Raw genomic sequence first — 23,544 nt, 5'->3', positions numbered from 1 at the left:
AGAACAGAATCGGAACAAAGCGACTTTTCCGCTATAAGGAATAGCGCCGCCCGATTCGAAGTCGAGTTTTAGTGGGGCAATCACATGGAATTTAAAGCGGGTGACGAAGTGTTGAGTGATGCGGAAACCGGAGACGCTGTGGAAACGGCAGCTCCCGCAAAGGAAAGCGCTCCCAAGGCGAAGGACGAAAAGGCCGTGACAATGAAAAGCCAAGACGCTGGCAGCGAAGAGCTGATTGCAGCCAAATCGGCGGAAGCGCTCGGCAATGCTGTTGCCGAAGCGGCCAAGAGCGCGGGGGACGTCGACAGCAAAAAGGTCAATGACCGCCGCTTCGACATCGAGATCGATGAGGCGCGCGATGCAAACCTGACCGAATTCGGCAAGGAAACGCTGACTGACCGCTACCTGCTTCCAGGGGAAAAGTATCAGGACCTCTTCGCGCGCGTCGCGGATGCCTATGCCGATGATCAGGAGCATGCTCAGCGGCTTTATGACTACATCTCGAACCTGTGGTTCATGCCCGCAACGCCGGTCCTTTCGAACGGCGGTACCAGCCGCGGTCTGCCGATTTCTTGCTATCTGAACTCGGTTTCCGACAGCCTCGACGGGATTGTGGGCACATGGAACGAGAATGTCTGGCTCGCCTCTAAGGGCGGCGGCATCGGCACCTATTGGGGCAATGTGCGCGGCATTGGTGAGCCGGTTGGCCTTAACGGCAAGACCAGCGGTATCATTCCGTTTGTGCGCGTGATGGACTCGCTGACGCTTGCGATTTCGCAAGGCTCGCTGCGGCGTGGGTCGGCGGCGTGCTACCTCGACGTTTCTCACCCTGAGATTGAGGAATTCCTCGAAATCCGCAAGCCTTCCGGAGACTTCAACCGCAAGGCTTTGAACCTCCACCACGGGGTTCTGCTGACCGACGAATTCATGGAAGCGGTCCGCGATGGTGCTGAGTTCGATCTCAAATCGCCCAAGACCGGTGAAGTGCGCGGCACGGTCGATGCACGCTCGCTGTTCCAGAAACTGGTCGAGTGCCGCCTGGCAACGGGTGAGCCCTACATCGTGTTCAACGACACAGTGAACCGCATGATGCCTAAGCACCATCGCGATCTGGGGCTGAAGGTTTCAACGTCGAACCTGTGTTCGGAAATCACTCTGCCGACCGGCATCGACCACCTGGGCAATGACCGCACCGCCGTGTGCTGCCTGTCCTCGCTCAACCTTGAAAAGTGGGACGAGTGGTCAACCGACAAGCAATTCATCGAAGACGTCATGCGCTTCCTCGACAACGTCCTGCAGGACTATATCGACCGCGCCCCGGATGAGATGGCGCGCGCGCGTTACTCCGCTGAGCGGGAGCGTTCGGTTGGTCTGGGAGTCATGGGCTTCCACTCCTTCCTCCAGCAAAAAGGCCTGGGTTTTGAGAGTGCGATGGCGAAGGCCATGAACCTCAAAATGTTCAAGCACATTCAGGCCAAGGCGTCTGAGGCGAGTATGCTGCTTGCGCAAGAGCGTGGCCCGTGCCCCGATGCCGCCGATATGGGCGCGATGGAGCGTTTCTCCTGCAAAATGGCAATCGCGCCGACCGCGTCGATTTCGATCATTTGCGGCGGGACCAGCGCCTGTATCGAACCGATCCCGGCGAACATCTACACCCACAAGACGCTGTCGGGCTCCTTCATCGTCAAGAACCCCTATCTGGAAAAGCTGCTCGACAAGAAGAGCAAGAACTCGAACAATGTCTGGAACTCGATCCTTGAGCGGGGCGGCAGCGTCCAGCACCTCGATTTCCTGACGGACGAGGAAAAGGCGAGCTTCAAGACCAGCTTCGAGATCGACCAGCGCTGGCTGCTCGAATTCGCCGCCGACCGCGCGCCTTACATTGATCAGGCTCAGTCGCTGAACCTGTTCATCCCGGCTGACGTGGACAAGTGGGACCTGATGATGCTCCACTTCCAGGCATGGGAGAAGGGCATCAAGTCGCTCTATTATCTCCGCTCGAAATCGGTCCAACGCGCAGGCTTTGCCGGCGGCGTCGAAGCCGACAACACGGACGAAAAACTCAAAATCGAACTCTCCGCCACAGCGGGCGAGCAAACCGATTACGAGGAATGCCTCAGCTGTCAGTAAGCTCCTGACCAGACAATCATCTAAAAGGCCCCGCGGACCCGAGAGGTCTTCGGGGCCTTTTCTTTAACCATTTTCCGCTACGTGAATCAGCATTATGTTGAATCGCAGCAAATCGACGATGGAAGGTCGCAAGGGCGAACGTATTCGCACGCGGGCCGAGGGGTCTGCGCAAAACCCTCGCGGTCTTGAATGGTGTATCCAGTTTCAGGACCTCTCTCCGGGCGGGTGCCGGGTGGATGATCCGCAACGCGGCTTCGCTCTGGGCGCATTGGTCAAGGTAGAGATTGCCGGTAGCGGTCCCTTTCATGCCGAAGTTGCCTGGCGTCAGGGAGACCGCGTCGGGCTGGAATTCGTAAAGCCACTGGCCGCCACGGTCTATAAACACCTCAAGAACGAGGAATGGGACAAGGCCAAGGACGCCGCCGAGGGCCAGATGGGTAACCTTCCCCTGCGCCGCGTTATCTAAGCACCGCTTCAACTGAGCCTCTCGCGCTTCGTTGAAATTTGTGTCACTCTCTCGATTGGACGAGAGGGAGGCAGATCATGCCACTGGAAATTTGGGTCGCGATTGCGGGCACGCTTGTCGCGCTGGCCTTTGTGCTCAACGGAATGCGCCACATCAAAGCGGGAGAGGGGCACCTCGCCAATGCCGGGCGCTTGCACATCATCATGGCGGCGCTGTTTGTGCCGGTGCTTTGGATGATCGTGCTGCTTCAGGTCCTGCGATGAGTGTGGGACGGGTCCTAGCCGCCGCCGCGCTCGCACTGTTGGTTTCAGCCTGTGCGAGCCAGATTGACGCAGGTGTCAGCGCCGACCCGCAGGCGCCCGGATTTTTCTGGGGGCTATGGCACGGCTTCATCTTCCCGTGGAGCTGGATCGGATCGCTCTTCTCCCCGGACATCGCGGTCTATGCCGTACCCAATTCGGGCGGCTGGTACGACTTTGGATTTTTCCTAGGCGTCACGGTGCTGGGCGGAGGGAGCTTCTTCGGATCGAAGAAACGGCGTCGGGAGTAAGGGCGCGGCTCTAGAAGCCCATTACGCTCCAATACCAGAGGTAGAAGCCGGTCCAGCAGACCACGAAGCCGCTCCAAACAATCCACGCGCCAAACCTTTCGACGAGCCTGGGGCCAAGCCATCCCGCGACCAGCGCCACCAGCGCAAAGCGCGGCAGGCGGGCGAGGATTGAGGCGAGGAAGAACAGCGCCAGAGAGCCAGCTCCGGCAGGGTAATGCGAGGCGGCGAGAGCGTAGAGCTTGTACGGCACGCCAGTGAAACTGCCGATCGCCATGCCGACAAAACCCATCTCCTCAAAATGGATGTCGACCTCTTCTATCAGCGCGGCGTCGATTGCAGGGACGGCGGCCATGATCGTCTCGGCGAGGGCGGGATTACCCTTGGCCCAAAGCAGTAGCGCTAGTCCGCCAATCGCCGCGAACACAGCCGCGACCCCTGCTCCCACCAGCGCCTTCCGCCATCCTGCTTTGATACCGAGCGCCATGATCGGCACGTCGGCGACGATGAAGAACAAAGTCGCTTCGGCCAGAGCCCAGATCGCGATGAGGGCGAGCATCACGCCTCACCCCCTCACGGCACAAAGAAGTAATTGACGAGGTGGAAGAAGACCGGCGCAGAAAAGCTCACCGAATCCATCCGGTCGAGCGCGCCGCCATGCCCCTCGATCATCGTGCCCCAGTCCTTTGCGCCGAGTGAGCGCTTGACTGCCGAGAGCACCAGCCCTCCGGCAAAGCCTGCAAAGACGATGGTGAGCGCGAGCAGTGCCGCTTCCCAAGGCGCGAACGGCGTGATCCAGAACAGGGCTGCGCCCACGGCTGCGGCGGAGAGGCCTCCTCCGATCAAGCCTTCCCATGTCTTTGCAGGTGAGACGCGCGGGGCGACCTTGTGTTTGCCAAAGAGCTTGCCGAACACATATTGCATTACGTCTGACAGCTGGACGACCGCGATCAGGAAGAACAGCAGCAGGAAGTTCTCCGAATAGCCCGGAATGTCGAGCAGCAGCAAAGCAGGCGCGTGGCTGATGCAATAGACGTTGAGCATCAGCGCCCACTGGATCTTGGAAGAGCGGTTGAGGAACTCCTCGGTCTCCCCCTTCAGCACGGCCAGCAGTGGCAGCAGCAGGAAGGCCCAGACCGGGATCTGGATCGAAAACAGGCTCTGCCAATCGCTCCAGATCAGCCAATATTGCAGCGGAATGAAGAGGTAGAAGGCGGCCACGGTCGCAGTGTGATCCTCGGCCCGCGTGGGCGTGATCGAGAGAAATTCGCGCAGGCAGTAGAAGCTGGTGAGCGCAAACAGCACCACCGTCACCGTCTTTCCGAACAGGAAGGCGAGGGCAAAGATCGCGATCATCAGCCACCAGGCCTTGATCCGCGCATTGAGGTTGGAGACGGTCGCAATCGCGCCTTCGGTTGTCGCCCGTTTGGACAGGGTGAAGCCGATCACCGAAGCGACCAGCAGCAGCGCAAAGACGCCGCCAAATAGAGTGATCATCGTCTGGCTGACGGCGAGGTTGAGCACGGGGATGGTCATCTATGTGTCTCCCTGATCGGGTTCGGCCAGTTTGACGATCGCCTCTTGCGCGCGGGCGAGGAAGTCGGGTTTGGCCTCACCCTCTTGCAGTTGGAGCGGCTCTCCGAACCATGCCGAGGATGTGATGGGCGCGGGGATCATCGCGCCTTTGGGAAAAGCGCGTGCGAGGTTGGTGAGGTAGACCGGCACCAGCTCGGCCTCCGGAAAGTCCTGCGCAAGGTGGTATAGCCCCGCCTTGAACGCGCCCGGCAAAGCCTCGGCCCTGCGGGTGCCCTCAGGGAAAATGATGAGCGATTCCCCACTCTCCAGCACGTCGCGAAGAGGTGCGAGCGGATCGCGGCTGCCTCCGCGCTCGACCAAGACGGCGTTTAGCACCGACAGAGCGACAAAACGCTGCACCGCGCCCTTGCCCCAATAATCCGCTGCCGCAACCGGGTGCGTTGTCTCGCGCAGCCAATTGGGCAGGGCCGCGCAAAGGATGATCGTGTCGAGGTGGCTCGCATGGTTGGCGAAATAGATGCGTTGCTTTTGCGACGGCTCGCACCCCTTCCAGCGCGGATGGCCTCCGACGAGGAAACGCGTTGCGCCAAACAGAGCCTCGCTGACTGCGCGGGCGATCATTGCGCTTTTGCCCGAAGCAGATTGGCGATCCGGTGCAGACGAATGACGCAGGTGAGGGCTGATCCTGCGACGATCAGAAGAAGGACCCAGCGCATGACTTCAACCGCAGTCACCGCGAAGTCCGCGAAGAATGCGCTGATGCAGAAAGCCGCGATTGCACCCACAGTCAGGACAAACATCCGGTGCTGTTTTGCCATCGGTCCGACAAAGTCCTGCTCAAAACCCAGCGACCCGCCCAGCGCGCGAACGTAGGCCGTCCCGAACGCCAGAATCGTCGCGCCATATCCTAGCTCCGGCACGCCCGCCGCATAGCCCGCACCGATCAGCAGCAGCGCGTCTTCTGCGCGGTCGGGAAATTCGTTGTAGAGCGGCCCGGTGGCAGAACCCTTGCCCTCCTCCACCGCGACCAGCCCGTCGAGCATATTGGCGAGCAGCCGCAGCTGGATGCCCAAAGCCGCGCCCAGCCACAGCCACTCGCTCGCTTTCCCATCGCCCGCTAGCCAGAAGCACCACGCGCCAAGGGCTGCAAAGCCGATCCCGATCACGGATATCGCATTGGGCGTCAGGCCAATGCCTGCCAGACCTCGCGCCACCGCCTTCGCCCAACCCGCACTTCGCGTTGCCAGCGGCCGCCTGTTCTCGACACTCATCGCTCTGATCCCCTTATCCGAACTGTTTCTAGCGCGGAAACAGCTGCTTGTTAGGGGGCAATTGATAAAAACCGGTGTCTATGGACAGCCAGCGCCCCTTGGCCTACCCCCACCAACACCGAGGGTTTATATTTTGCGCGAGAGTACGCCGCCAATGAATCCCGCTCCCCGAATTAAGCCTGCCCAGCTCCCTCCCCCGCGTTTCGTCTTCATGGAGATCAACAAGCGCTGCAATCTGCGCTGCACCCATTGCGATTTCTGGAAGCGCAGTGACGATGATCGCGACCAATATTTCCGCCTCGACCAGAAGCTTGCGGTGCTCGACGAGCTGGCGGCAATGAACGCAGGGGCCAATCTGGTGATCTGCGGAGGTGAGCCGATGCTCGACGCGGATGACTATTTCGACCTGTGTGCAGGGGCTCGCGAGCGTGGCATCCGCGTGCTCTCCGTTGTCAACGGTACTCGCATCCGCCGCCCGGAAATGGCGCGGCGTTTGGTGGAGGAGGGGCCGCACGAGATTTCCATCTCCCTGAACAGCCATGTGAAGGCGATCCACGATGAAACGCGCGGGGTTGATGGCGCCTTCGAAAAGGCCGTGCGCGCGCTGCGCCTGCTGGTCGAAGCCAAGCGAGAGCTGGGCGCTGAGAACACCCGGATCTATGTCATGGGGCTGGTCTTTGCGAGCAATTACAAACTGATCGACGGCTTCTACGACTTCGTCCTCAACGACATTGGCGCCGATCAATTGAAGCTCAACTTCCTCCAGCCGACCTTTGGCGGCAACGGCATCGTTGACCCCTTCTTCGGCAAGGAGCACGGCGTCGATGGCAAGGAGCTGATGGCAATCATCCGCCAATGCGACGCCAAGTACGCGCTCGGCCTCAACCCCACTTGGATCGAGCAGGTCGGCATGTATTTCGCCTCACTCCAGGCAAGTGGCAATCCGCAGCTCGGCTGGTCTTCGGTCAATCGCACGCGCGATCACATTTGCGACACCTATGAGCGCAACGTTATGATCAACCATTACGGCGTTGCGCGCCTGTGCTTTGGCCAGCAATTCCGCGGGGAGAAGCTGGCACAGCCCGGCGACTTCACCCGCTTCTGGAATTCCGCCCACGACATCCGCGCCAAGATGCGCCGCTGCAACGCCTTTTGCGGGATCAGTCATTCGGTCCGCCGCGAAAGCTCGACCTTGAAGGGCCGCGCCAAACGCCTCGCGCATATCGAGCAGCACGGCGCCATGCCGCCCCCTTCGATGGCGCGTGAATTGATGGAGGGCCTGCGGGAACTCGTCCGTTCCTGACGGGACAAATCACCCCCTCTTGCAAGTCATGCATCTTAAGATGGTGAGCCGCGTGCAAGTGCGCGCGGCAATGGCGAGCCGCGACTCGCTTCGACTCAGAAAATGCACGTTCTATCCCCAGCGAATCATACCTGCTTGTCTTCGGTTTCGTAGTTTGATTCCCTATATGAGTCGCTCAAGCCAATCAGAGGAAACACAAGATGTCGTTGCTCGAAGCCCGCAATACCTACAAGCCGTTCGAATACCCCTGGGCTTACGAGTTCTGGAAACGCCAGCAGCAGATCCACTGGATGCCCGAAGAAGTGCCGCTGGGCGAAGACTGCCGCGACTGGGCGCAAAACCTCACCGAGCATGAGCGTAACCTCCTCACCCAAATCTTCCGTTTCTTCACCCAGGCCGATGTTGAGGTGCAGGATTGCTACCACGACAAATATGGCCGCGTGTTCAAACCGACCGAGATCAAGATGATGCTCGCCGCCTTCTCCAATATGGAGACGGTGCACATCGCCGCTTACTCGCACCTGCTCGACACGATCGGCATGCCGGAGAGCGAATACAGCGCCTTCCTCGATTACGAGGAAATGGCCGACAAGCACAATTACATGCACCAGTTCAGCGTCGACACGGACGAAGATATCGCCCGCACGCTCGCCATGTTTGGTGGCTTCACCGAAGGACTCCAACTGTTTGCCTCCTTCGCGATGCTGATGAACTTCCCGCGCTTCAACAAGATGAAGGGCATGGGCCAGATCGTTTCATGGTCGGTGCGTGATGAGACGCTCCACTGCGAAGGCATCATCAAGATGTTCCACACCTTCTGTGAGGAACGCGACTGCCTGACCAAGGCGGTGAAGGAAGACATCCTCGACATCTGCATGAAGACCGTGCGCCTCGAAGACGCCTTCATCGACTTGGCGTTCGAGATGGGTCCGGTGAACGGCATGACGGCCAAGGATATCAAGCGCTACATTCGCTACATCGCCGACTGGCGTCTGGGCCAGCTGGGCCTGCAACCGCAATTCCACATCGAAGAGCACCCGCTGCCGTGGCTCAGCCCACTGCTCAACGGCGTCGAGCACGCCAACTTCTTCGAAACCCGCGCAACCGAGTACTCAAAGGGCGCAACCAAGGGCAACTGGAACGACGTCTGGTCGAGCTTCGACAACCGCCAGAAGGCAAAAGCGGTCAACGAGGATGGTGCCGTGGATGACGGCCCGGATATGTTTGAAGCGGCGGAGTAAGAAAGCCGCCGATATGGCGCTGAGGTCACTTGACCTCAGCCCATAACTAATTCAGATCTCGTTTTGTTCCAAAGCGGAGGTTCTGTAATGCTCGACCCATCAGGAAGCCAAGAGCCTGCTGCCAGCTTGCTTCGCACAGCAAATGGCAAGCAGTTTGGTACGATCTTGGCCGACCCGCCTTGGCAGTTTCAGAATCGAACTGGAAAGGTCGCTCCCGAGCATAAGCGCCTTAATCGCTATGGCACGATGAAGCTCGACGAGATTTGTGAACTTCCAGTTTCCGAAATCGCCGCCGATCGAGCGCACTTATATCTTTGGGTTCCCAATGCGCTTTTGCCTGAGGGCATGCGCGTGATGGAGGAGTGGGGCTTTCGCTACGTCTCAAACATAATTTGGGAAAAAGTCAGGAAAGACGGTGGACCAGATGGTCGTGGCGTTGGCTTCTACTTCCGCAATGTCACGGAAATGCTACTCTTCGGCGTGCGCGGAAAGAACGTCCGAACACTCGATATGGGGCGCCGTCAGGTAAACATTATTCGCAGCCAGAAGCGCGAACATAGCAGGAAGCCCGACGAGCAATATCCGATAATTGAGGGTTGCAGCTGGGGGCCTCGTATCGAGCTATTTAGTCGAGGTGTTCGAAAGGGCTGGACTGTTTGGGGGAACCAAGCTGATGAAAGCTACGAGCCCGATTGGGCAACTTACGCGAATAATAGCGCCTCAGTGGTCCCTGCGGAATAGACAGTGACGACGGATCACCTTGTTCCGAAAGACATATCGTCAGATTATGAAGTGCATGAATGGCGCAATGCAGTCGGAGTGCTTCAAACGGCCTGTCCTGATGAGTGGCTAGAGATACAAGACGCGTTGCGGAAGTTTAAGCTGCTTCGGACGGAAGTCTTGGCCCCGGGTAAGAATCGCTCCAAGATTGTGGCTCGACTAGAGCAACCCCTCAAAGACCTCGGATGGGTTGAGACGCAATTCGATACTTCCATAGTGGTTGATGGCAATGAACGCCCGTCACCCACGCACAAAGTAGACTGCTTTAAGGGCCGCGTGGCTCTAGAAGTCGAGTGGAACAACAAAGACCCGTTCTATGACCGGGATCTAAATAACTTTCGATTGCTATTTGATCTTCAAGTCATCGATGTAGGTGTGATCATAACACGTTGCTCCGAACTTCAAACAATCTTCGACAAGCTGGGGAAGGGTAAGAGTTATGGCAACTCGACTACCCACATGGGCAAGTTACTCCCACGATTGCGCGGAGGCGCAGGAGGCGGTTGCCCAATTGTTGTCTTCGGGATCAGCAAAGCACTCTTTGTCGAAGACAAATTGATTTAGGCGCCTGACAGCTGCGTCATTTGTCACTTCGCAAAGCCCCTCAACACCACTCATTCCCCCAGCCGCCGCGCGTCTCCGCCAGCCCTTCGGCTAACAGCATGTCGCCGACATTCTCGCCCTTGCGGGAGAGCACCAGCAGGCTCCGACCGTAGCGGTCCTCGCTCCGGCCTTCGGGGTTGGGGTCTAGGCTGAACGGGCCTTCGTTGAGCCATTCCTGCAAGCGTAATTTTGCCTGCTCGCCCAGACGTCTTTCGCGCGCGCAGCCGGGATTGCTGATCTCGGGCGTGTCGAAGCCGACGAGGCGAATTTTCTCGCCGCGATACCAGATCGTGTCGCCGTCCACGACGCAGGTTGTGCGCTTGGGGCCGGAGCAGAGCGGGAAGGTAGCCTCTTCCCGATCAACCACTTCAACCGAGGCAAAACTCGCCGCCTCGGCCTGCGGACCTTCGCTAAGCGAGGGTGCAAACAGGATCGCGCTGAACGCACCCAGCGGCAATGCAATCAGTGCCAGCATATACCACTTGGCTCCACGCTTCCTATTCGCGCTGGCCTTGGCCCAGCGATTGTTCGGAATAACCTTGCCCATGACGGGCAAGATGCGCGGTGATCGTCAAAATCGGGTGAAGAGGCGCCTCCCACTTCCTTCGTCACCCCGGACTTGATCCGGGGGGTATAGTGATAGCTGCGAAACAAGGGAAATTTGACCACACTTTGGTAATCCTTGTGTCTCTGCTCTCGATGGGTTGGTTGCTTGGCTGCTCTATATTTTTTCGCGGGCTTTCATAACTTGCCCGAACCAGATTATCGCGGCCTCGCCCTCTTTTTGGGCAACCTCAGAAACGGCCCTACTGTGCCGAATTCCGTTACGCAGCTCTGCTAGTTGATCGAATTTGTTGTTTAGAGCTTCTTTCGATGCGAAGCGCTGCTCGAAGCGCTGCCATAGAGCTTTAGAGGTGATTGCAGCCTGTAGCTCTCTCAGGTCAAAGAACTCCAATCTGCCGTCAAGGGTTTGGTATCGGTCGGCGTCTAGCGCAGCGTTCTTGCGGCTTGCAGCGCTTAGGCGTTCACTGATCTTTTGAGCAATGTGCTCTGGAACCAAGGCCCAGTCTCCATCAAGAGCAAAATTCACACATGAACGCAGCGATAGCTCAACCGCTTCTATTTCCTTATCCAATTTCCGAAGATTGGGAGGGAGGTCGAGGCGCTCTTTGACTAGCAAGCTATCTATCGCGGCAAGTATGGTTCTATTTCTCTCGGCAATAAAATCCTCAAAATCGTCTGCCGAAAAATCCTTTCGCATGAGAATGTCAAACGCAGTCGGAGAGATAAAATGGCTTTCGAGAATCGCCCGAACAGACTCTTCCCCGTTCTTCTCGATCCACTCAGGCAGGTAGCTATTGGGCAAGCGATCACGAATGATCTTGCGGTTGGTATCGGAACTTAGCGGCGTTCGATTGAGAATTGTGTCGATTGCATTGCGCTTCAGATTTGCTTTGCCCCATGACCGTGGGACAATGTGATGGTCATCGAGATCATCCGAGGTGGCTACTTTCCCAGTGATCCAATCACGCGCCCCTTGGATGACGAGCAAGTTGAAGATGCCATTATAAATTGAAGAGCCTCGTTTCACTTCCCGACGAAGGTCAATCGCAGCATATCGGCTCCTAAATTCGAGAACGAAATCAGGCTCAAGCTGATCTTCAAGAAACCATCGGCTCATTGCCAGAAAGTCTCTTGCAGCAGTGGATTCCACTGAGCCTGAATACCGATTCAAGAAGATAGAGGCCCAATACCAAAGCCTGATCTTTCTTTGGGCTGATAAGCGAATCTCAGGAGCTAGCCCTTCAGCGTGTTTCTGTAGCGCAGAGAACGCCGGGAGAATGGAAACGTAAGGAATATACTGCGCTGAGATAACGCCGAATTCGTGAGGATGGCGTAGCGTTTCGATTGCATCCTCAAGAGCATCCACTGCGTCATTCCAAAGCGTGTCGAACTCGTCAGTGTTTCGAATTAAGACCTCATCCCTTCGCTTGCCATCCTCATCCCTTACAGGCTTTTTGGTCTTAGGAATTAAGAAGTATAGATATTTTGGAGAGCAATACGCCTGTCGTAGTATCGACATGACCTGCAAAACATAGACGTTCATTTTGTCGCTTTCGACAAACTCTAGGCGGTCAGATGCAGCTCTCCACATATGGCGCAATTGGAGGCCGCGTGGCTTTAGTAGGGCATTTATGAGATCGAACACGTCCAATTGGACGCCACGACTGTTGATCTGTGTGAAGATATCACAGACTTTATCGAGACCAATTTCCTCATCTAATTCAATGTATGAGAGCTGATACTCCTCAGTCAGCCCCTTAAGGAGTTCGCCGAACGCTTGAGCGTTCTCAACGCATCGAGCGGCATGACTCGCTTTGTGCTCATCGCCAATCTCATTGGCGTTGGCTTCTTCCTTCCGCCAATACGCTTCGTATCCTTGGACCCAATTCGGCAAGGCCCACCCACTTTCTCCAAAGACTCTGATTGGAAAAATGTGGGAGGCGAACTGCTTATTCGTGTTGTTCAATACGCCCATGAATTTTCGTGAGCACCAATCGTAGTTGAACGCTTGGTCATATCTCTCTGCCATAAATTCATCGATTTGGACGTAATAAACGGCCTGATTGGATCGATTTGGGAGCGGCACTTCAGGTGCGAACATCGCATAGTGTAGCGCAGTAAGGCGTTGCTGGCCGTCGAGAACAATGTGCTCAGGTTTCCCTCGCTCCTTGTGGTCGGCGTAAGGGATGCCCTCGAAGCCATAAATGTGCTCGCAAGAGAGCGCATCAAAGTTGTCTGGCTTGCCTTTCCAAAGCAATAGACTGCCGATGTAATAGTCGAGGAAGATTGATCGAATTAGATCGCGGATATCCCAAGGTTTCCATTCAAAATCTCGCTGGAAATCGGGAATTACATATCGTCCTTCTCGCAAACGAGAAATAAGCGTGTTCAAGCTTATGTGATCGGGCTTCTGTGCATTCTTCATTAGCCGGCCAATTCCGTAGTTTAGGACGGTTTCGGGATGCAGTGATTACGTCACTTGAGTCAATAAGTTGCGCAGCATTGGACGTGGGTGAGTTATCTTTGAAGACCGACGCAGCTGACTAACCTTCCTTTTTGGTTCGTCAGGGACGGTTACCGCGACCATCCCTCGTGACTAAATTTATCATCGCATTCAGCCTAGAAAGTTACGTCATCCAAGGCATCCGAGCGAGGTTGCTGGTTCTCCCGCATTTTTCCTTCCCAGCAAATCCGAAAATCGATCATTGTCATTTCGAGCGTTACGGGAGACCCATATCCACCAGAAACACGGGCCGAAAACCAATTCGTTTTGAATTGGTGAACTTGCCCGTCTGAATAGCGGACTGGTTCGATCAATTCCCAGCTCCAATTGCCTGACGCATTGGGATTGGTTCGCCCATACTTCCGAAAAAGCCTGCTTTGCAGACCGGAGATAAACTCTGCGTCCGGGATGAAATTGCCCAAAGATTGGCTAGACTGAATGCGGTAGATTTGTCCTGATGGGCAGATTCCAAAATCATACTTGATGCCGTCCAGCTCTGACTCGACAAGCTCACCTTGAGCGAAAACTACCTCCACTCGACTAGTGGCCTGAGATATCGGCACTCCCAATTCAAACTCATTTATATCTCTCGCCAAGGTGGCGGACGCACCAGAGCTAACGGGGGCCATTGGTTCGGTCGCTATCGATGCACTTGGAAAGGCCAGTGCTGCGATGAATGGCAAAGCAAATCGCATCATCTCAAACTCCATTGATTGGAGAGACTTCAATACAGCCATTTCCTTAATATGATGGATATATCCAGTGGTTTTATAGCCGCTATTAAACGCCTTATCGCGGGCATGAAGGGCCGCGATCTTGTCGGTAAGAACATCAAGCGCATTCGCGTTGCGAAAGGCGTTTCGCAGGAGCAACTAGCTTTTGATGCTTCGATTGATCGATCTTATCTCGGCGGCATCGAACGCTGCGATGAAAACCCTAGTGTCGATACGCTCGATAAGATCGCCGCCGTTCTCGAAGTTGCTCTCTTAGAGCTGTTTCGGTCAGACGAAATCACGGGCGAAATTGCTGGGCTTAAGCCGGGTCGAAAGAAGCGGAGTTAGACGAGCGAGGCTACCATGCGTGCCAACTGAGGCGAAAGCCTGCAACCGCCATTCTTCTTCAGAATGAAATCTGCCGCTGCAAACTTTTGATCCGCCACAAGCTGCAAAATTCGCGCATCTACTGAGGCGCGTTCCAGCTCGATCATATCGAGCGCCCAAGCCGGGCTTCCGCGCTTGCTTTTGTGTATGATCCCGATGGTAGGATCATACCCATCTGCGATGGCTTCAAGCTGCAGCTTGGCGAGCTTCACCGCATAGGCATAGTTCAGCATTGCATTGACGGGATGGGAGGCGTTTCGGTTCTCAGCTTTCTTGCCAGTGGCGCGAGAACTTCGCCAATTGTAAGCGTGCCATTCCTGCGGAACAGGGCGACGCGCAATTCCTTTCCAGCTCACAGGTAAACCCTGCCAAGCGCGAAAATAGGCTGATGCGCATTCGCCCTCGATAGCGAATATCGCATTCATGTCTTCGAAGGTTTCGTTTTCCAATCGCTCAATAGCGGAATTGGCTTTTGCCAATGCCATTTCACGCGTTTTTGAAGGTGGGACATAAACCTCAAGCGTCGGAATGCTGGAAAGGACTTTGCGGCGAATTAGATCAGCCGCAAATTCCAATCGCTTCGATAAATCAGCGCGCATAGCCAATTGCCAATCGACCTTTTCGCGATCAGCGGCATATCCCGTTCCGCTGGCAACAGTCGCAATCTCACCATTCGCTTTGATGCGAGCAAGTGCAACGCCTTGCTCTGCTAGCCAAGTCAGGACATCGAACGAGAGAGTGCCGCTGCCATCGAGCAATAGGATACGGGACGGCAAATCGAGGTCGCGGGGGAAAAAGCGATAATCGGCCCGCTTTTGCGGATAATGGGTAAAGCCATCGCGGATGACCAATGTCCCATTTTCAATTCGCAATGAGACACCATGCCCATTTAGAATTAGGGGTGCGGGATTGCGTTCTCGCAATTTTCGATTTGGCAGGGAATTGCCATATTGCTTTAGCCAGAATTCGGACCGATTCGCCCAATTATCGTTATTGCAATTCGCGTCGCTAATCGATGTTTCAAGCATTTAGGATAACTAGCAAATTCGCATTCATCTGTCTCGAATTAAGAAGGATAAATCCAACATAAATGGCTTCGCAAAAAGCTAATTTGTTCTGGGAATTTGGTGTCCCGCTAAATGATGCTTGGCTTAGATTTGCGCCAAGCGAATTGGGCGAAGAATATGATCGCGCGCCCGGATTTATCGAAGCGTTCTCACGTATCTCCGATTTCGGGGGTTGGCTCGGATTTGCCAAAGCCTTCAATACCGCCAGCAATGCGAGCACCGACAAGCAAAAGTTGGAAAAGCATCTCAAAGACGAGTTGCTTACCGACCTCTATAACGAGCAGCTTATCGCTACTGCATATCGCGTTTCGCCATCTCGCAGTGGTGCGCCTGTCCAAATTGATCCTGAGGATTTCAATTACCACGAGCCTGATTGGGAAATGGGAACACTCGAAGCCAACGGCATAAAATACGGGCGCTTGAAAATCTGCGATCCCAACGCGATCAAAGTTCCGCAAAAGCCCTCAAGAGGATCAGGTGAAGCGATAAATTCAGCAATCTCAGACCTAATTCGGGATAACCCCGAATTCTGCCAATTGCCTAGGAAAAGCGCTTGCCAATTGGTTCGAGAGGCACTCGGCGCAGCGCATTCGCCGGGCAATGGTTTAAGCAATACGAATATCGAAAAATATATCGTTGCCAATTGCGGGAAAAAGCAAATTAGCGTCGACTAAGTCGATTTCGAATTGCGCTCGGCACATGAGGATAAGAGGATTCGACTCTAGCCCTGTCCCCCAGCTCAAATTGGGGCATGGCAACGAAACGCGACTACAAAGCAGAATACGCACGGCGCATAGCGAACGCGAAGAAGCGTGGTCTAAGCCTTGCTCAGGCGAGGGGTCATGCCCGCGCTGGCGAGCGCCCAATTCGAGGATCGAAAGTCAAGCGGGGTGAAGCCTCGCTTGAAGCTGCGCTTAAAGCTCTGAGGCGCACCGGGACGCAAGTTGCCGCTGCCAAGGAAGCCGGGGTCTCTGTCGAGAGGTTCAGGCGCTTTCTTCGAGAGAACAAGCTTGCGACCCGGAAGGGCAAGACTTGGATCATCTCTGACCCAGCCACTCGCAGGATGCTTGTCATTTCCAATGGCGAGGCCCGAACCAGAAAGCTCGCCGGATTGGAGCAAGCCTCATTGAACGGCAAGTATCTCGCAGCCGTGAAAGCCTTCATCAATTCGAATGATGCCGATCTCTTGGCGGCATTCATTGGCAAATCGGTGCGTGACACCTCAGGAAAAGCTCATGTCTTCGAGACCGATGGAAACACTCTCTACCGCCTAGCAAACTCTGGAAACGAGATTTTCGAAGATATCTATCGCCTCATCACCGCTTAGACTGAGAATAAATAATGAAGCGCAACGACCAAGAGCGCCGCAAGCAGCAGCGGCTTCGAAAGCTTGGAAGCAACAACCCCATTTGCGGGACATGTGGCGAGCGATCCTGGCAATGCCTAGAAGCACATCATGTGGCAGACTTCGGACGCGATCAAGCAACGGTCATTGTCTGCGCCAACTGCCACAGGAAGCTAAGCGATCTACAGAAGGACCATCCCGATTTCGATCCTGACGCTGACACTAGTTTGGATCGCATCGGACATTTCCTTCTCGGCCTAGCCGACCTGCTTGGAGTTGTGGTCGAGAAACTCAGGGAGTTCGCGCATCTCCTCATCGATCTTGCCAACGCGGAAGCGAGGTCGAGGGATGATAAATGACCGTCGAAATTACAGACGAATTGCCGATCTCACTAAGAGCCTTCGCGGTGAGCGACACCGCAAAAGGGACACCAAAGAAGAGCTACCAACGGACGGAAGTGGGAGCCTCAGATTGGCATTTGGTTTTCGATTGCGAAACGCGGATTGACTCCACCCAATCGCTTCGATTTGGCACATACCAAATCAGGCAATCAGGCGCTTTGCTGGAAGAAGGGCTGTTCTACGCACCGGAGAATGTAACCCAAGCTGAGCTGAAGCAACTGGAGAGATATGCGGCCCAGAATGATCTCGAATGTCTGACACAGACCGAGTTTGTCGATGCGATCCTTTTCACCATCGGATATAACTATCGCGGAACCATCATCGGCTTCAATCTGCCTTTCGATATCTCGCGCATTGCTGCCAAATCCAGTCCAGCTCGCGGTAAAATGAAGGGCGGATTTTCGTTCACGCTTAGCGAGGACAAGCGCCGCCCAAACCTTCAGGTCAAACACATCTCTGCGAAGGCGGCTTTCATCCAGTTCGCCGCCCCGATGAAAAGCCGGACCAATCGAAGCAAGGTCAAGCTAGGCAAGAAAGAGCCAATTCAGCGCGGGCATTTCATCGATTGTAAGACGCTAGCCAATGCGCTGCTTGCCAGATCGTTTTCGCTCGCCTCGCTTTGCGAGACGTTGGGAGTGGAGAACGGCAAGATTGAGTATGACGATTTCGAAGCGCCGATTTCGGATGAATTTCTCGACTACGCTTTGCGAGACGTTCAAGCGACTTGGGAGTGCTACTGCGAACTCATTGGACGCTTCGACCAACTGGCGCTTGCAGGCACATCGCCAGAGAAAATCTACAGCGAGGCCAGTCTTGGCAAAGCATGTCTGAAGGCGATGGGCGTGAAGCCTTGGCGCGAATGTCAGCCTGATTTTGATCCAGCGATCATCGGCAAAATCATGTCGGCCTATTATGGCGGTCGTTCCGAAGTGGGAAATCGGCGCTCAGAGTGCCAAGTGATGCTCTGCGATTTCTTATCGATGTATCCAACCGTTTGCACCCTGATGGGGCTTTGGTCTTTCGCAACAGCGAACGGGATTGAAACTCAGGACGCGACCGAGAAAGCCAAGGCGATCCTGCAAGGCGACATTCTTGGCGAGCTTCAAAGCAGGGAAGCTTGGCTTGCGCTTCCAATCCTTGTCCGGGTTGCTCCCGAAAGCGATATCTTCCCTGTAAGAGCGAAATATGCTGATGCGGACCAAGCCACCATCGGCCTGAACCATCTGACCAACAAGCGCGGCCAGTGGTTCACGCTTGCCGACTGTCTCGCTTCGACATTGCTCTCAGGCAAGGCTCCAACTGTCATTGAGGCCATCGAATTCAGGCCAACTACCGCGCAAGCCAACCTCAAGAGCTTCGAGGTTGGCGGGCACGTTGATTACTCAATCCATCCCAGACAAGACGATTTCTACAAGCGCCTGATAGAGCTTAGACAGGAAACCAAGGCGAAGCTCAACCAATCTGATCTCTCCGAAAGAGAGATGCTCGATATCCAGCAGCACGCTCTCAAGATCATGGCGAATGCGACCAGTTACGGCATATTCGTTGAGATGAACGTCGAGGATGCTAAGGCGCACGAAAGGACCGATGTATTTGCCGGGGAGGATAATGCTTTTGCGAGCTTCCCTTCCAAAGTCGAGCAGCCCGGAACCTTCTTCCATCCCTTGCTAGCAACGCTTATCGCTGGTGCAGCGCGCTTGATGCTTGCCATCACAGAAACGCTCGCAATCGAACAGGGATTGGATTGGGCGTTCTGCGATACCGACAGCATGGCTTTGGCAAAGTCCGAAGTCATGGACGAAGAGCAATTCCAGTGCGCAGTGCAAGAGATCATCGATTGGTTTGGTGCGCTCAATCCCTACGGTTTCGAAGGCCCGATCCTCAAGAGCGAGGGCGTTAATTTTGCCTTGGATGGGAGCGGCAGACACGAGCCGCTCTACTGCCTTGCGATCTCTGCTAAGCGATATGCTCTCTACAATCGCGGCGATGATGGAAAGCCGATCATCCGCAAAGCGTCGGCGCATGGCTTAGGCCACTTGCGCGCACCTTATAATGAGCAAAACCCTGCAAGGTCGATACCCACGCCCAAGGCGAAGCTAAGCGAGATTGGCGTCTCGCTTTGGCAACATGATCTTTGGTTCAAGATCATCGAGGCGATGAGAAGCGATAGGCCGGAGATGGTCGATTTGGGTTTTCACTCTTCCTTGCGACTGCCAGCAATTAGCCAATACACAGCAACTTCTCCAGCGGTGCAGCGATGGTTCAAGCGCTTCAATGAGGGTAAGGCTTACAATGAGCAGGTGAAGCCGTTTGGTTTTCTCACTGCACTCTTCGCAGCCCCGATAGATGCTAGCGAGACGCTTGAACTCGAGGGCCGAAAGCGAAAGACCAAAAAGGCTTCATTCGCTCCGATTTCGCCTTTCGAAACCGATCCCGCGAAAGCGGCAAGGCAAGCCTTTGATCGCAACACTGGCGAGCCAGTCCCTATCGAGGAGCTCAAGACCTTTGCTCAAGCTTTGGCACAATATCATTTGCAGCCAGAGAACAAGTTTTTGAACGGCGATTATCTCGACACTGGTAAAACCGAGAGAAGGCATATTCGTGCAGTCAGCGCCGTGCATATCGGCAAGGAAGCCAACGATTTGGAACGACAGGCCAGCATGGGTTTCGATCCATCGGCGCAACCTCTCTATGGGATGCACCCCGAACACGTTGCCGAACTGCAAGCCAAGTTGAAGCGACTGTGCGTGGTGTTCAGCACCTATGAGATTTCGATCTATGCCGGGATAACAGTGAAGAGATTATCCGATTTCCTGAAAGCAGATTGCAGCTCTCAGCTAGCAAGCAAAGAAGCGGCGGGGATGGATAAGCTTGCGCGCTATTTCAGGCGAAAGGAACGGCGAAAAAGCGACGAGCTGGAGGCGCTTAAAAAGCTGATTGGAGATTCCGGGCTGAGGAAAACAGCTAGGGACTTGGGAACCGACCCTTCCAATCTGCGGCGGCGACTGGCAGACAGGTTTGGTAAGAAGCAGTAGACTGAATTTCTGCAGCTTGGCGCTTGTCGCTAGCCACCTTCCAATCCAAATCGATCAGCGAGACAATCTTCAAGGCCTTGACGGACGATTTCCTCGGCCAAAAAAGGATAGCGTCTTCTTAAAAAATCTAGAGTAATCAATCCCTTTGCGTATTCAATAAGGATATCACATCGCTCTTGAACATAGTAGTCATCGCTGTTCAATCTGAGGATATTGATTGTGGCATTTATTCGTTTGCGAGCGATCATTGGCACGTCGGGACTTGCCTTAATTAGACAGCTGGGCAAGTCGAGTCTGAACCATCCATTCTCAATGGAAAACGGGTCCATCACATCTGTGTTGTCGCCCTTCGAAGTGTTGAATCTCGCGCGAGCCAAGCGAAAGTTACTCCACTCGTATGCGAGTGATGGATAGACCGACTTAGGCATGAAGTGATCAACCGTTCCGGGGTCAATCAAGTAGATGCAGGTATATGCACAAATCTTCCCATAGGCGGCATGAAGTTCATTTCGTGCTCTTGTCCAGTAATTGTGTCTTCCAAACTGCTTTGAATTTGGCTTTTCACAGTTCAACAGAAAACCAAGTCCGGGTTGCCGAACTTGAGAATTGAAAGCAGCATACTCCAGTTGCGCCTCCACTTTTATCAAAGTGAAACTCCGTGCTCTTCAGCGAAATAGAGCCATCGCGGCCAAAACTTGTCGTCTGGTGCTAGCGCTCGTTTCAGTTGCCGCGACACCTCTTCAATTCTATCTTTTGCCGGTGCTTCGGAGTCCTGAAGCTGTTTTGCCTGCTCGATTGCGACTTCAGCTTCCCGCGAACGAGCATAGCGCAGGCCAAAGACCGGTGATGTCAGCCAAGACGATGCATCTCCGTATTTGACGAAATCCATCGGGCTAAGATCGACCTCAGTATCAATCAGCGAAAGATGATAGATTTTGTCCCGCTTTTCCTCGAAAACAGCCTCAGACGAGGCCAAAATCATGGGAGAATGGGTTGCCGCAATGAATTGAATAGAAAGATTGCCCTCAAGCGGATGATTTATGTCCATGATTGCTGGCAAGGCAGTCCTCTGCCACTTCGGGTGGAGGTGAGCTTCCAACTCATCTACGATTATGATTATCTTTTCGAATTGGCTTGCACCAGCTTGCTGTGCCGCGAGCTTATGCTCTCCTAATGCCCAGACTAGCAAGTAGGCCAAGCCTATCACCCGTTGGACTCCAGCAGATGCGAAGATGATAGGTGTGTCACCGTATCGGTGACGGATAGTTGGAATCTCTCTTGGGTCACCGGGTATTCTAATGATTGGTCCGGGCTTCAGGGTTCCAAGGTCAGCAGGAGAAAGGTGAGACAAAATCGCCTTGAACCTATTGAACTCAGGGGCGTTGCTTCGGTCCCATTTGACCCAGTCTCTAACGAGTCCTTCGGTGGCTGCGGATCCGTACCATAGTTCTTTTTGCGAGAATTGGTCGATTGTTGCGTTTTGAGGGTTGGCAAACTGTGAGCGGATCGGATCAGAAACTGCGAATGAGCCGTTTGCATTCGCGAAAACAGCAAGTGCTGAAAGCGTAAGCCTATCTTTCTCTTCTTTCCATGAATAGGAAGCCCAATCGAAGTTCGCTTGTTGGCGTGTGCGGCGACCAGAGTTGTCTTCAATCTCGTACGAAATATTCGGAATGACATCTTTTAGCGGAGCAAATCCATCATCCATTAGCGGCATTGCCGGCTGGCTAGGCCAATGACTTGTCGCAGCCCACCAAGCGGCTTCGAGCAAAAAGGACTTTCCAAGTCCATTGTCACCAGTCACGATTGTGAGCCGGTCTCCAAACTCTATTGAGAGTTTCTGCGCCGGGCCAACGAACTCAAGCTCTAGACTGCGCAGCGTTCCCCCGACTTGGTTAGGTGAATCAGGTGGAGGTGAATAGAGCGTCGCGATCTCCTCACCACTTGTGGGGGTGTCTTGAAAAAACGGCTCATGGAATTGTTCTCGATCATCGAAAAAGACCTCCGTCAAGTCGTCCTTGCTTAAGCCAAAGACGGAGACCATCTCTTCAACTAGACTGTCGAAGCCGGCACCTTCAGGCCATCGACGATACTTAAAAACCCAAATCGCCAAGGCAATGATCGGAGATCGGGCAGCATATCGTAGCGACCGTAGTCTCTTGCTTAAGTTCGCGGCGTAATGTTCAGAAAAGCCCCACTCGGTTGTGTTTCGCTCGTGGATGAAAACTTCGCCAAAGGTCTGCGTATTGATCGCTTGCAACCCAGCTGACGGATACTTCGGATCAACCCATTCCTTGATGCTCTTAAAGGGTTGGAAGTAAAACTTGCTGTTCGCGTCGATCTTGTGATGCTCTTTGAGAAACTCGCGAGTTAGAGAATCTATGCTAACCGTGGTCTGCTCTCCCACCGGTAGATTAGCTTTTTTACACGCTAGAAAGGTTATGCCCACGAACGGATGTACGTGCTCCCGCAGAACTCCAATAGCTTCAGCAATTATTCTCTTCGATAAGTAGGTCAAATCGATCCGCCTAATTGCTCAACCGCATATCGGCAGAAATCGGGATTTAAATCAATCCCAATGCCCGATCTATTCATCGAGTTCGCCACCCGCACAGTTGTGCCGCTACCAACAAATGGGTCAAGGACTGTTCCACCTTCTGGGCACCCAATCTCTAGGCAACGCTCAACTAGTTCATCAGGAAACGGGGCAGTTTCAATACCGCCTCGCGCCTTAGGTTTTGCGGGGATGGTCCACATATCCTCTTCTATCTTCTTGTCGACCAGCGGTTGCTTATTGAAATAATAGAAGCGGCTTTTTGCAAGCATGAACACGTACTCGTAGCTTCTGCTTGGGCGATCTCGAACATGCTCGGGCAGACAATTTTCGCGATGCCAGATGATTGCCGTGCGAAGCACCCAACCATCAGTGGCGAGCTTCATTGCGACGCGCCACGGAATGCCGATCATCGATTTGCGTTGAAGGCCGATGCCAAGCCCTCCGCTCTTGTCTACTGCCCGCAACCCAAATCGTCGCTTCGTGCTTTTTTTGTCTTGCCCGTGGGACTTGCCCTTCCCGGAATAGAATGTGTCACCAATGTTCAGGAACAATAGACCAGTCTTGCTCAGCACCCGATTGGCTTCATTGAGAACCGCCGTTAGTGCATTCACGTACTCGTCAATGCTATCTTCTAGGCCGATTTGCCCATCAGCTCCATAATCGCGCAGCCAAAAATATGGTGGCGATGTTACTATAGTGTCGACAGTTTCAGAGGGCAGAGTCTTCAAAACATCGAGTGATGATCCACACACGATCTTCCAGTTCGTCTCGAGTAAATTGCCACCCTGCCAAGTAGGAAAGTCATTTTCGGTCTCAGTTTCCTGATCATTGGACGTTTGCTCAGCACCCATCTCGTTCTTATCAATTTTCGGCATCAAGCGATAAACACCCAGAAAGTCTCAAGTGGGACTTCTCTATCAGCAAAATTGCACATAAAAAACCGATGTCTGGAATTGCGCAAATTTGCCTATTTGCTCGCGATCAGCTCACCCCACTGAGAATTCAAGTGTGGTCAAATTTCCCTTGTTTCGAAGCTATCACTATACCCCCCGGACTTGATCCGGGGTCCCGCTTCTTGCTGCGCGCTTCAAGATA

General features: G+C 54.4%; 24 protein-coding genes. 13 read left to right on the top strand and 11 right to left on the bottom strand.

The features are described 5' to 3' along the window. Nucleotides 1-84: 84 nt before the first annotated feature. The 4 genes from AC0V6X_RS12185 (at nucleotide 85) to AC0V6X_RS12170 (ending at nucleotide 3,146) form a co-directional block, all read left to right on the top strand. Complete coding sequence (locus AC0V6X_RS12185; protein WP_486184813.1) at nucleotides 85-2,130, top strand: ribonucleoside-diphosphate reductase subunit alpha; 2,046 nt, start codon at nucleotides 85-87, stop codon at nucleotides 2,128-2,130. A gap of 94 nt (nucleotides 2,131-2,224) precedes the next feature. After that, nucleotides 2,225-2,596, top strand: coding sequence for a PilZ domain-containing protein (locus AC0V6X_RS12180; RefSeq protein ID WP_486184812.1), 372 nt, complete (start codon nucleotides 2,225-2,227; stop codon nucleotides 2,594-2,596). A 77-nt stretch (nucleotides 2,597-2,673) separates the two neighbouring features. Further along, nucleotides 2,674-2,859, top strand: coding sequence for a hypothetical protein (locus AC0V6X_RS12175; RefSeq protein ID WP_486184811.1), 186 nt, complete (start codon nucleotides 2,674-2,676; stop codon nucleotides 2,857-2,859). Further along, nucleotides 2,856-3,146 carry a hypothetical protein gene (locus tag AC0V6X_RS12170; protein ID WP_486184810.1) on the top strand — a complete coding sequence of 97 codons (291 nt, stop codon included), beginning with the start codon at nucleotides 2,856-2,858 and terminating at the stop codon, nucleotides 3,144-3,146. The genes AC0V6X_RS12175 and AC0V6X_RS12170 overlap by 4 nt, the downstream gene beginning before the upstream one ends. Before the next feature lie 10 nt (nucleotides 3,147-3,156). Here AC0V6X_RS12170 and AC0V6X_RS12165 read toward each other — a convergent pair whose 3' ends face one another. Genes AC0V6X_RS12165 through AC0V6X_RS12150 form a run of 4 tightly spaced genes read right to left on the bottom strand, consistent with a single transcriptional unit; the run spans nucleotide 3,157 to nucleotide 5,950 of the window. Continuing rightward, nucleotides 3,157-3,705, bottom strand: coding sequence for a hypothetical protein (locus AC0V6X_RS12165; protein WP_486184809.1), 549 nt, complete (start codon nucleotides 3,703-3,705; stop codon nucleotides 3,157-3,159). 11 nt (nucleotides 3,706-3,716) lie between these two features. After that, the gene (locus tag AC0V6X_RS12160) at nucleotides 3,717-4,679 is read right to left on the bottom strand and encodes a phosphatidate cytidylyltransferase (RefSeq protein WP_486184808.1); all 963 of its coding nucleotides are present in this window, start codon (nucleotides 4,677-4,679) and stop codon (nucleotides 3,717-3,719) included. Beyond that, nucleotides 4,680-5,300 carry a lysophospholipid acyltransferase family protein gene (locus AC0V6X_RS12155; RefSeq protein WP_486184807.1) on the bottom strand — a complete coding sequence of 207 codons (621 nt, stop codon included), beginning with the start codon at nucleotides 5,298-5,300 and terminating at the stop codon, nucleotides 4,680-4,682. After that, entirely contained in the window at nucleotides 5,297-5,950 is a 654-nt protein-coding gene (locus AC0V6X_RS12150) for a CDP-alcohol phosphatidyltransferase family protein (protein ID WP_486184806.1), read from the bottom strand. Before AC0V6X_RS12150 ends, AC0V6X_RS12155 begins: the two co-directional genes overlap by 4 nt. Nucleotides 5,951-6,104: 154 nt before the next feature. Here AC0V6X_RS12150 and AC0V6X_RS12145 point away from each other — a divergent pair, with 154 nt between their 5' ends. The 4 genes from AC0V6X_RS12145 (at nucleotide 6,105) to AC0V6X_RS12130 (ending at nucleotide 9,838) form a co-directional block, all read left to right on the top strand. Further along, nucleotides 6,105-7,253: a radical SAM protein gene (locus AC0V6X_RS12145; RefSeq protein WP_486184805.1), complete on the top strand. Its 1,149-nt coding sequence runs from the start codon at nucleotides 6,105-6,107 to the stop codon at nucleotides 7,251-7,253. Between the two features lie 200 nt (nucleotides 7,254-7,453). Then, on the top strand, nucleotides 7,454-8,494 hold the full coding sequence (locus AC0V6X_RS12140) for a ribonucleotide-diphosphate reductase subunit beta (protein ID WP_486184804.1): 1,041 nt from the start codon (nucleotides 7,454-7,456) through the stop codon (nucleotides 8,492-8,494). Between the two features lie 87 nt (nucleotides 8,495-8,581). Further along, nucleotides 8,582-9,235: an MT-A70 family methyltransferase gene (locus AC0V6X_RS12135; protein WP_486184803.1), complete on the top strand. Its 654-nt coding sequence runs from the start codon at nucleotides 8,582-8,584 to the stop codon at nucleotides 9,233-9,235. A gap of 3 nt (nucleotides 9,236-9,238) precedes the next feature. Then, nucleotides 9,239-9,838 carry a BglII/BstYI family type II restriction endonuclease gene (locus tag AC0V6X_RS12130; RefSeq protein WP_486184802.1) on the top strand — a complete coding sequence of 200 codons (600 nt, stop codon included), beginning with the start codon at nucleotides 9,239-9,241 and terminating at the stop codon, nucleotides 9,836-9,838. A gap of 40 nt (nucleotides 9,839-9,878) precedes the next feature. Here the strand turns inward: AC0V6X_RS12130 and AC0V6X_RS12125 are convergent, their stop codons facing one another. From AC0V6X_RS12125 to AC0V6X_RS12115, 3 genes are all read right to left on the bottom strand, one after another. After that, nucleotides 9,879-10,352 (bottom strand): thermonuclease family protein, encoded by a 474-nt coding sequence (locus AC0V6X_RS12125; protein ID WP_486184801.1) that lies wholly within the window; start codon nucleotides 10,350-10,352, stop codon nucleotides 9,879-9,881. 246 nt (nucleotides 10,353-10,598) lie between these two features. Further along, on the bottom strand, nucleotides 10,599-12,866 hold the full coding sequence (locus AC0V6X_RS12120) for a GmrSD restriction endonuclease domain-containing protein (protein WP_486184800.1): 2,268 nt from the start codon (nucleotides 12,864-12,866) through the stop codon (nucleotides 10,599-10,601). A gap of 194 nt (nucleotides 12,867-13,060) precedes the next feature. Further along, on the bottom strand, nucleotides 13,061-13,672 hold the full coding sequence (locus AC0V6X_RS12115; RefSeq protein WP_486184799.1) for a hypothetical protein: 612 nt from the start codon (nucleotides 13,670-13,672) through the stop codon (nucleotides 13,061-13,063). Nucleotides 13,673-13,690: 18 nt separating this feature from the next. Here AC0V6X_RS12115 and AC0V6X_RS12110 point away from each other — a divergent pair, with 18 nt between their 5' ends. Then, nucleotides 13,691-14,005, top strand: coding sequence for a helix-turn-helix domain-containing protein (locus tag AC0V6X_RS12110; protein ID WP_486184798.1), 315 nt, complete (start codon nucleotides 13,691-13,693; stop codon nucleotides 14,003-14,005). Here the strand turns inward: AC0V6X_RS12110 and cas1 are convergent. Further along, nucleotides 14,002-15,072, bottom strand: a complete 1,071-nt coding sequence (cas1, locus tag AC0V6X_RS12105; protein WP_486184797.1) for a CRISPR-associated endonuclease Cas1 — start codon at nucleotides 15,070-15,072, stop codon at nucleotides 14,002-14,004. The two genes, AC0V6X_RS12110 and cas1, sit on opposite strands and share 4 nt — an antisense overlap. A 62-nt stretch (nucleotides 15,073-15,134) precedes the next feature. Here cas1 and AC0V6X_RS12100 point away from each other — a divergent pair, with 62 nt between their 5' ends. From AC0V6X_RS12100 to AC0V6X_RS12085, 4 genes are all read left to right on the top strand, one after another. Continuing rightward, nucleotides 15,135-15,785: a hypothetical protein gene (locus tag AC0V6X_RS12100; protein ID WP_486184796.1), complete on the top strand. Its 651-nt coding sequence runs from the start codon at nucleotides 15,135-15,137 to the stop codon at nucleotides 15,783-15,785. A gap of 77 nt (nucleotides 15,786-15,862) precedes the next feature. Beyond that, nucleotides 15,863-16,438 carry a hypothetical protein gene (locus AC0V6X_RS12095; RefSeq protein ID WP_486184795.1) on the top strand — a complete coding sequence of 192 codons (576 nt, stop codon included), beginning with the start codon at nucleotides 15,863-15,865 and terminating at the stop codon, nucleotides 16,436-16,438. A 14-nt stretch (nucleotides 16,439-16,452) separates the two neighbouring features. After that, nucleotides 16,453-16,815, top strand: coding sequence for a hypothetical protein (locus AC0V6X_RS12090; protein ID WP_486184794.1), 363 nt, complete (start codon nucleotides 16,453-16,455; stop codon nucleotides 16,813-16,815). Beyond that, nucleotides 16,812-19,892, top strand: coding sequence for a hypothetical protein (locus AC0V6X_RS12085; RefSeq protein ID WP_486184793.1), 3,081 nt, complete (start codon nucleotides 16,812-16,814; stop codon nucleotides 19,890-19,892). Before AC0V6X_RS12090 ends, AC0V6X_RS12085 begins: the two co-directional genes overlap by 4 nt. 29 nt (nucleotides 19,893-19,921) lie before the next feature. Here AC0V6X_RS12085 and AC0V6X_RS12080 read toward each other — a convergent pair whose 3' ends face one another. The 3 genes from AC0V6X_RS12080 to AC0V6X_RS12070 form a co-directional block, all read right to left on the bottom strand. After that, entirely contained in the window at nucleotides 19,922-20,539 is a 618-nt protein-coding gene (locus AC0V6X_RS12080) for an HNH endonuclease family protein (RefSeq protein ID WP_486184792.1), read from the bottom strand. Next, a complete protein-coding gene (locus AC0V6X_RS12075) occupies nucleotides 20,536-22,299 on the bottom strand; it encodes an AAA family ATPase (RefSeq protein ID WP_486184791.1) in 1,764 nt (587 codons plus the stop codon). The genes AC0V6X_RS12080 and AC0V6X_RS12075 overlap by 4 nt, the downstream gene beginning before the upstream one ends. A 107-nt stretch (nucleotides 22,300-22,406) precedes the next feature. Then, nucleotides 22,407-23,324, bottom strand: coding sequence for a DNA-methyltransferase (locus AC0V6X_RS12070; RefSeq protein ID WP_486184790.1), 918 nt, complete (start codon nucleotides 23,322-23,324; stop codon nucleotides 22,407-22,409). Nucleotides 23,325-23,544 lie beyond the last annotated feature (220 nt).

It is taken from the genome of Erythrobacter sp. S267 (genome assembly GCF_057365045.1).
The sequence above is the reverse complement of the archived record's forward strand: the minus strand, read 5'-3'. Positions and strand labels throughout refer to the sequence as shown.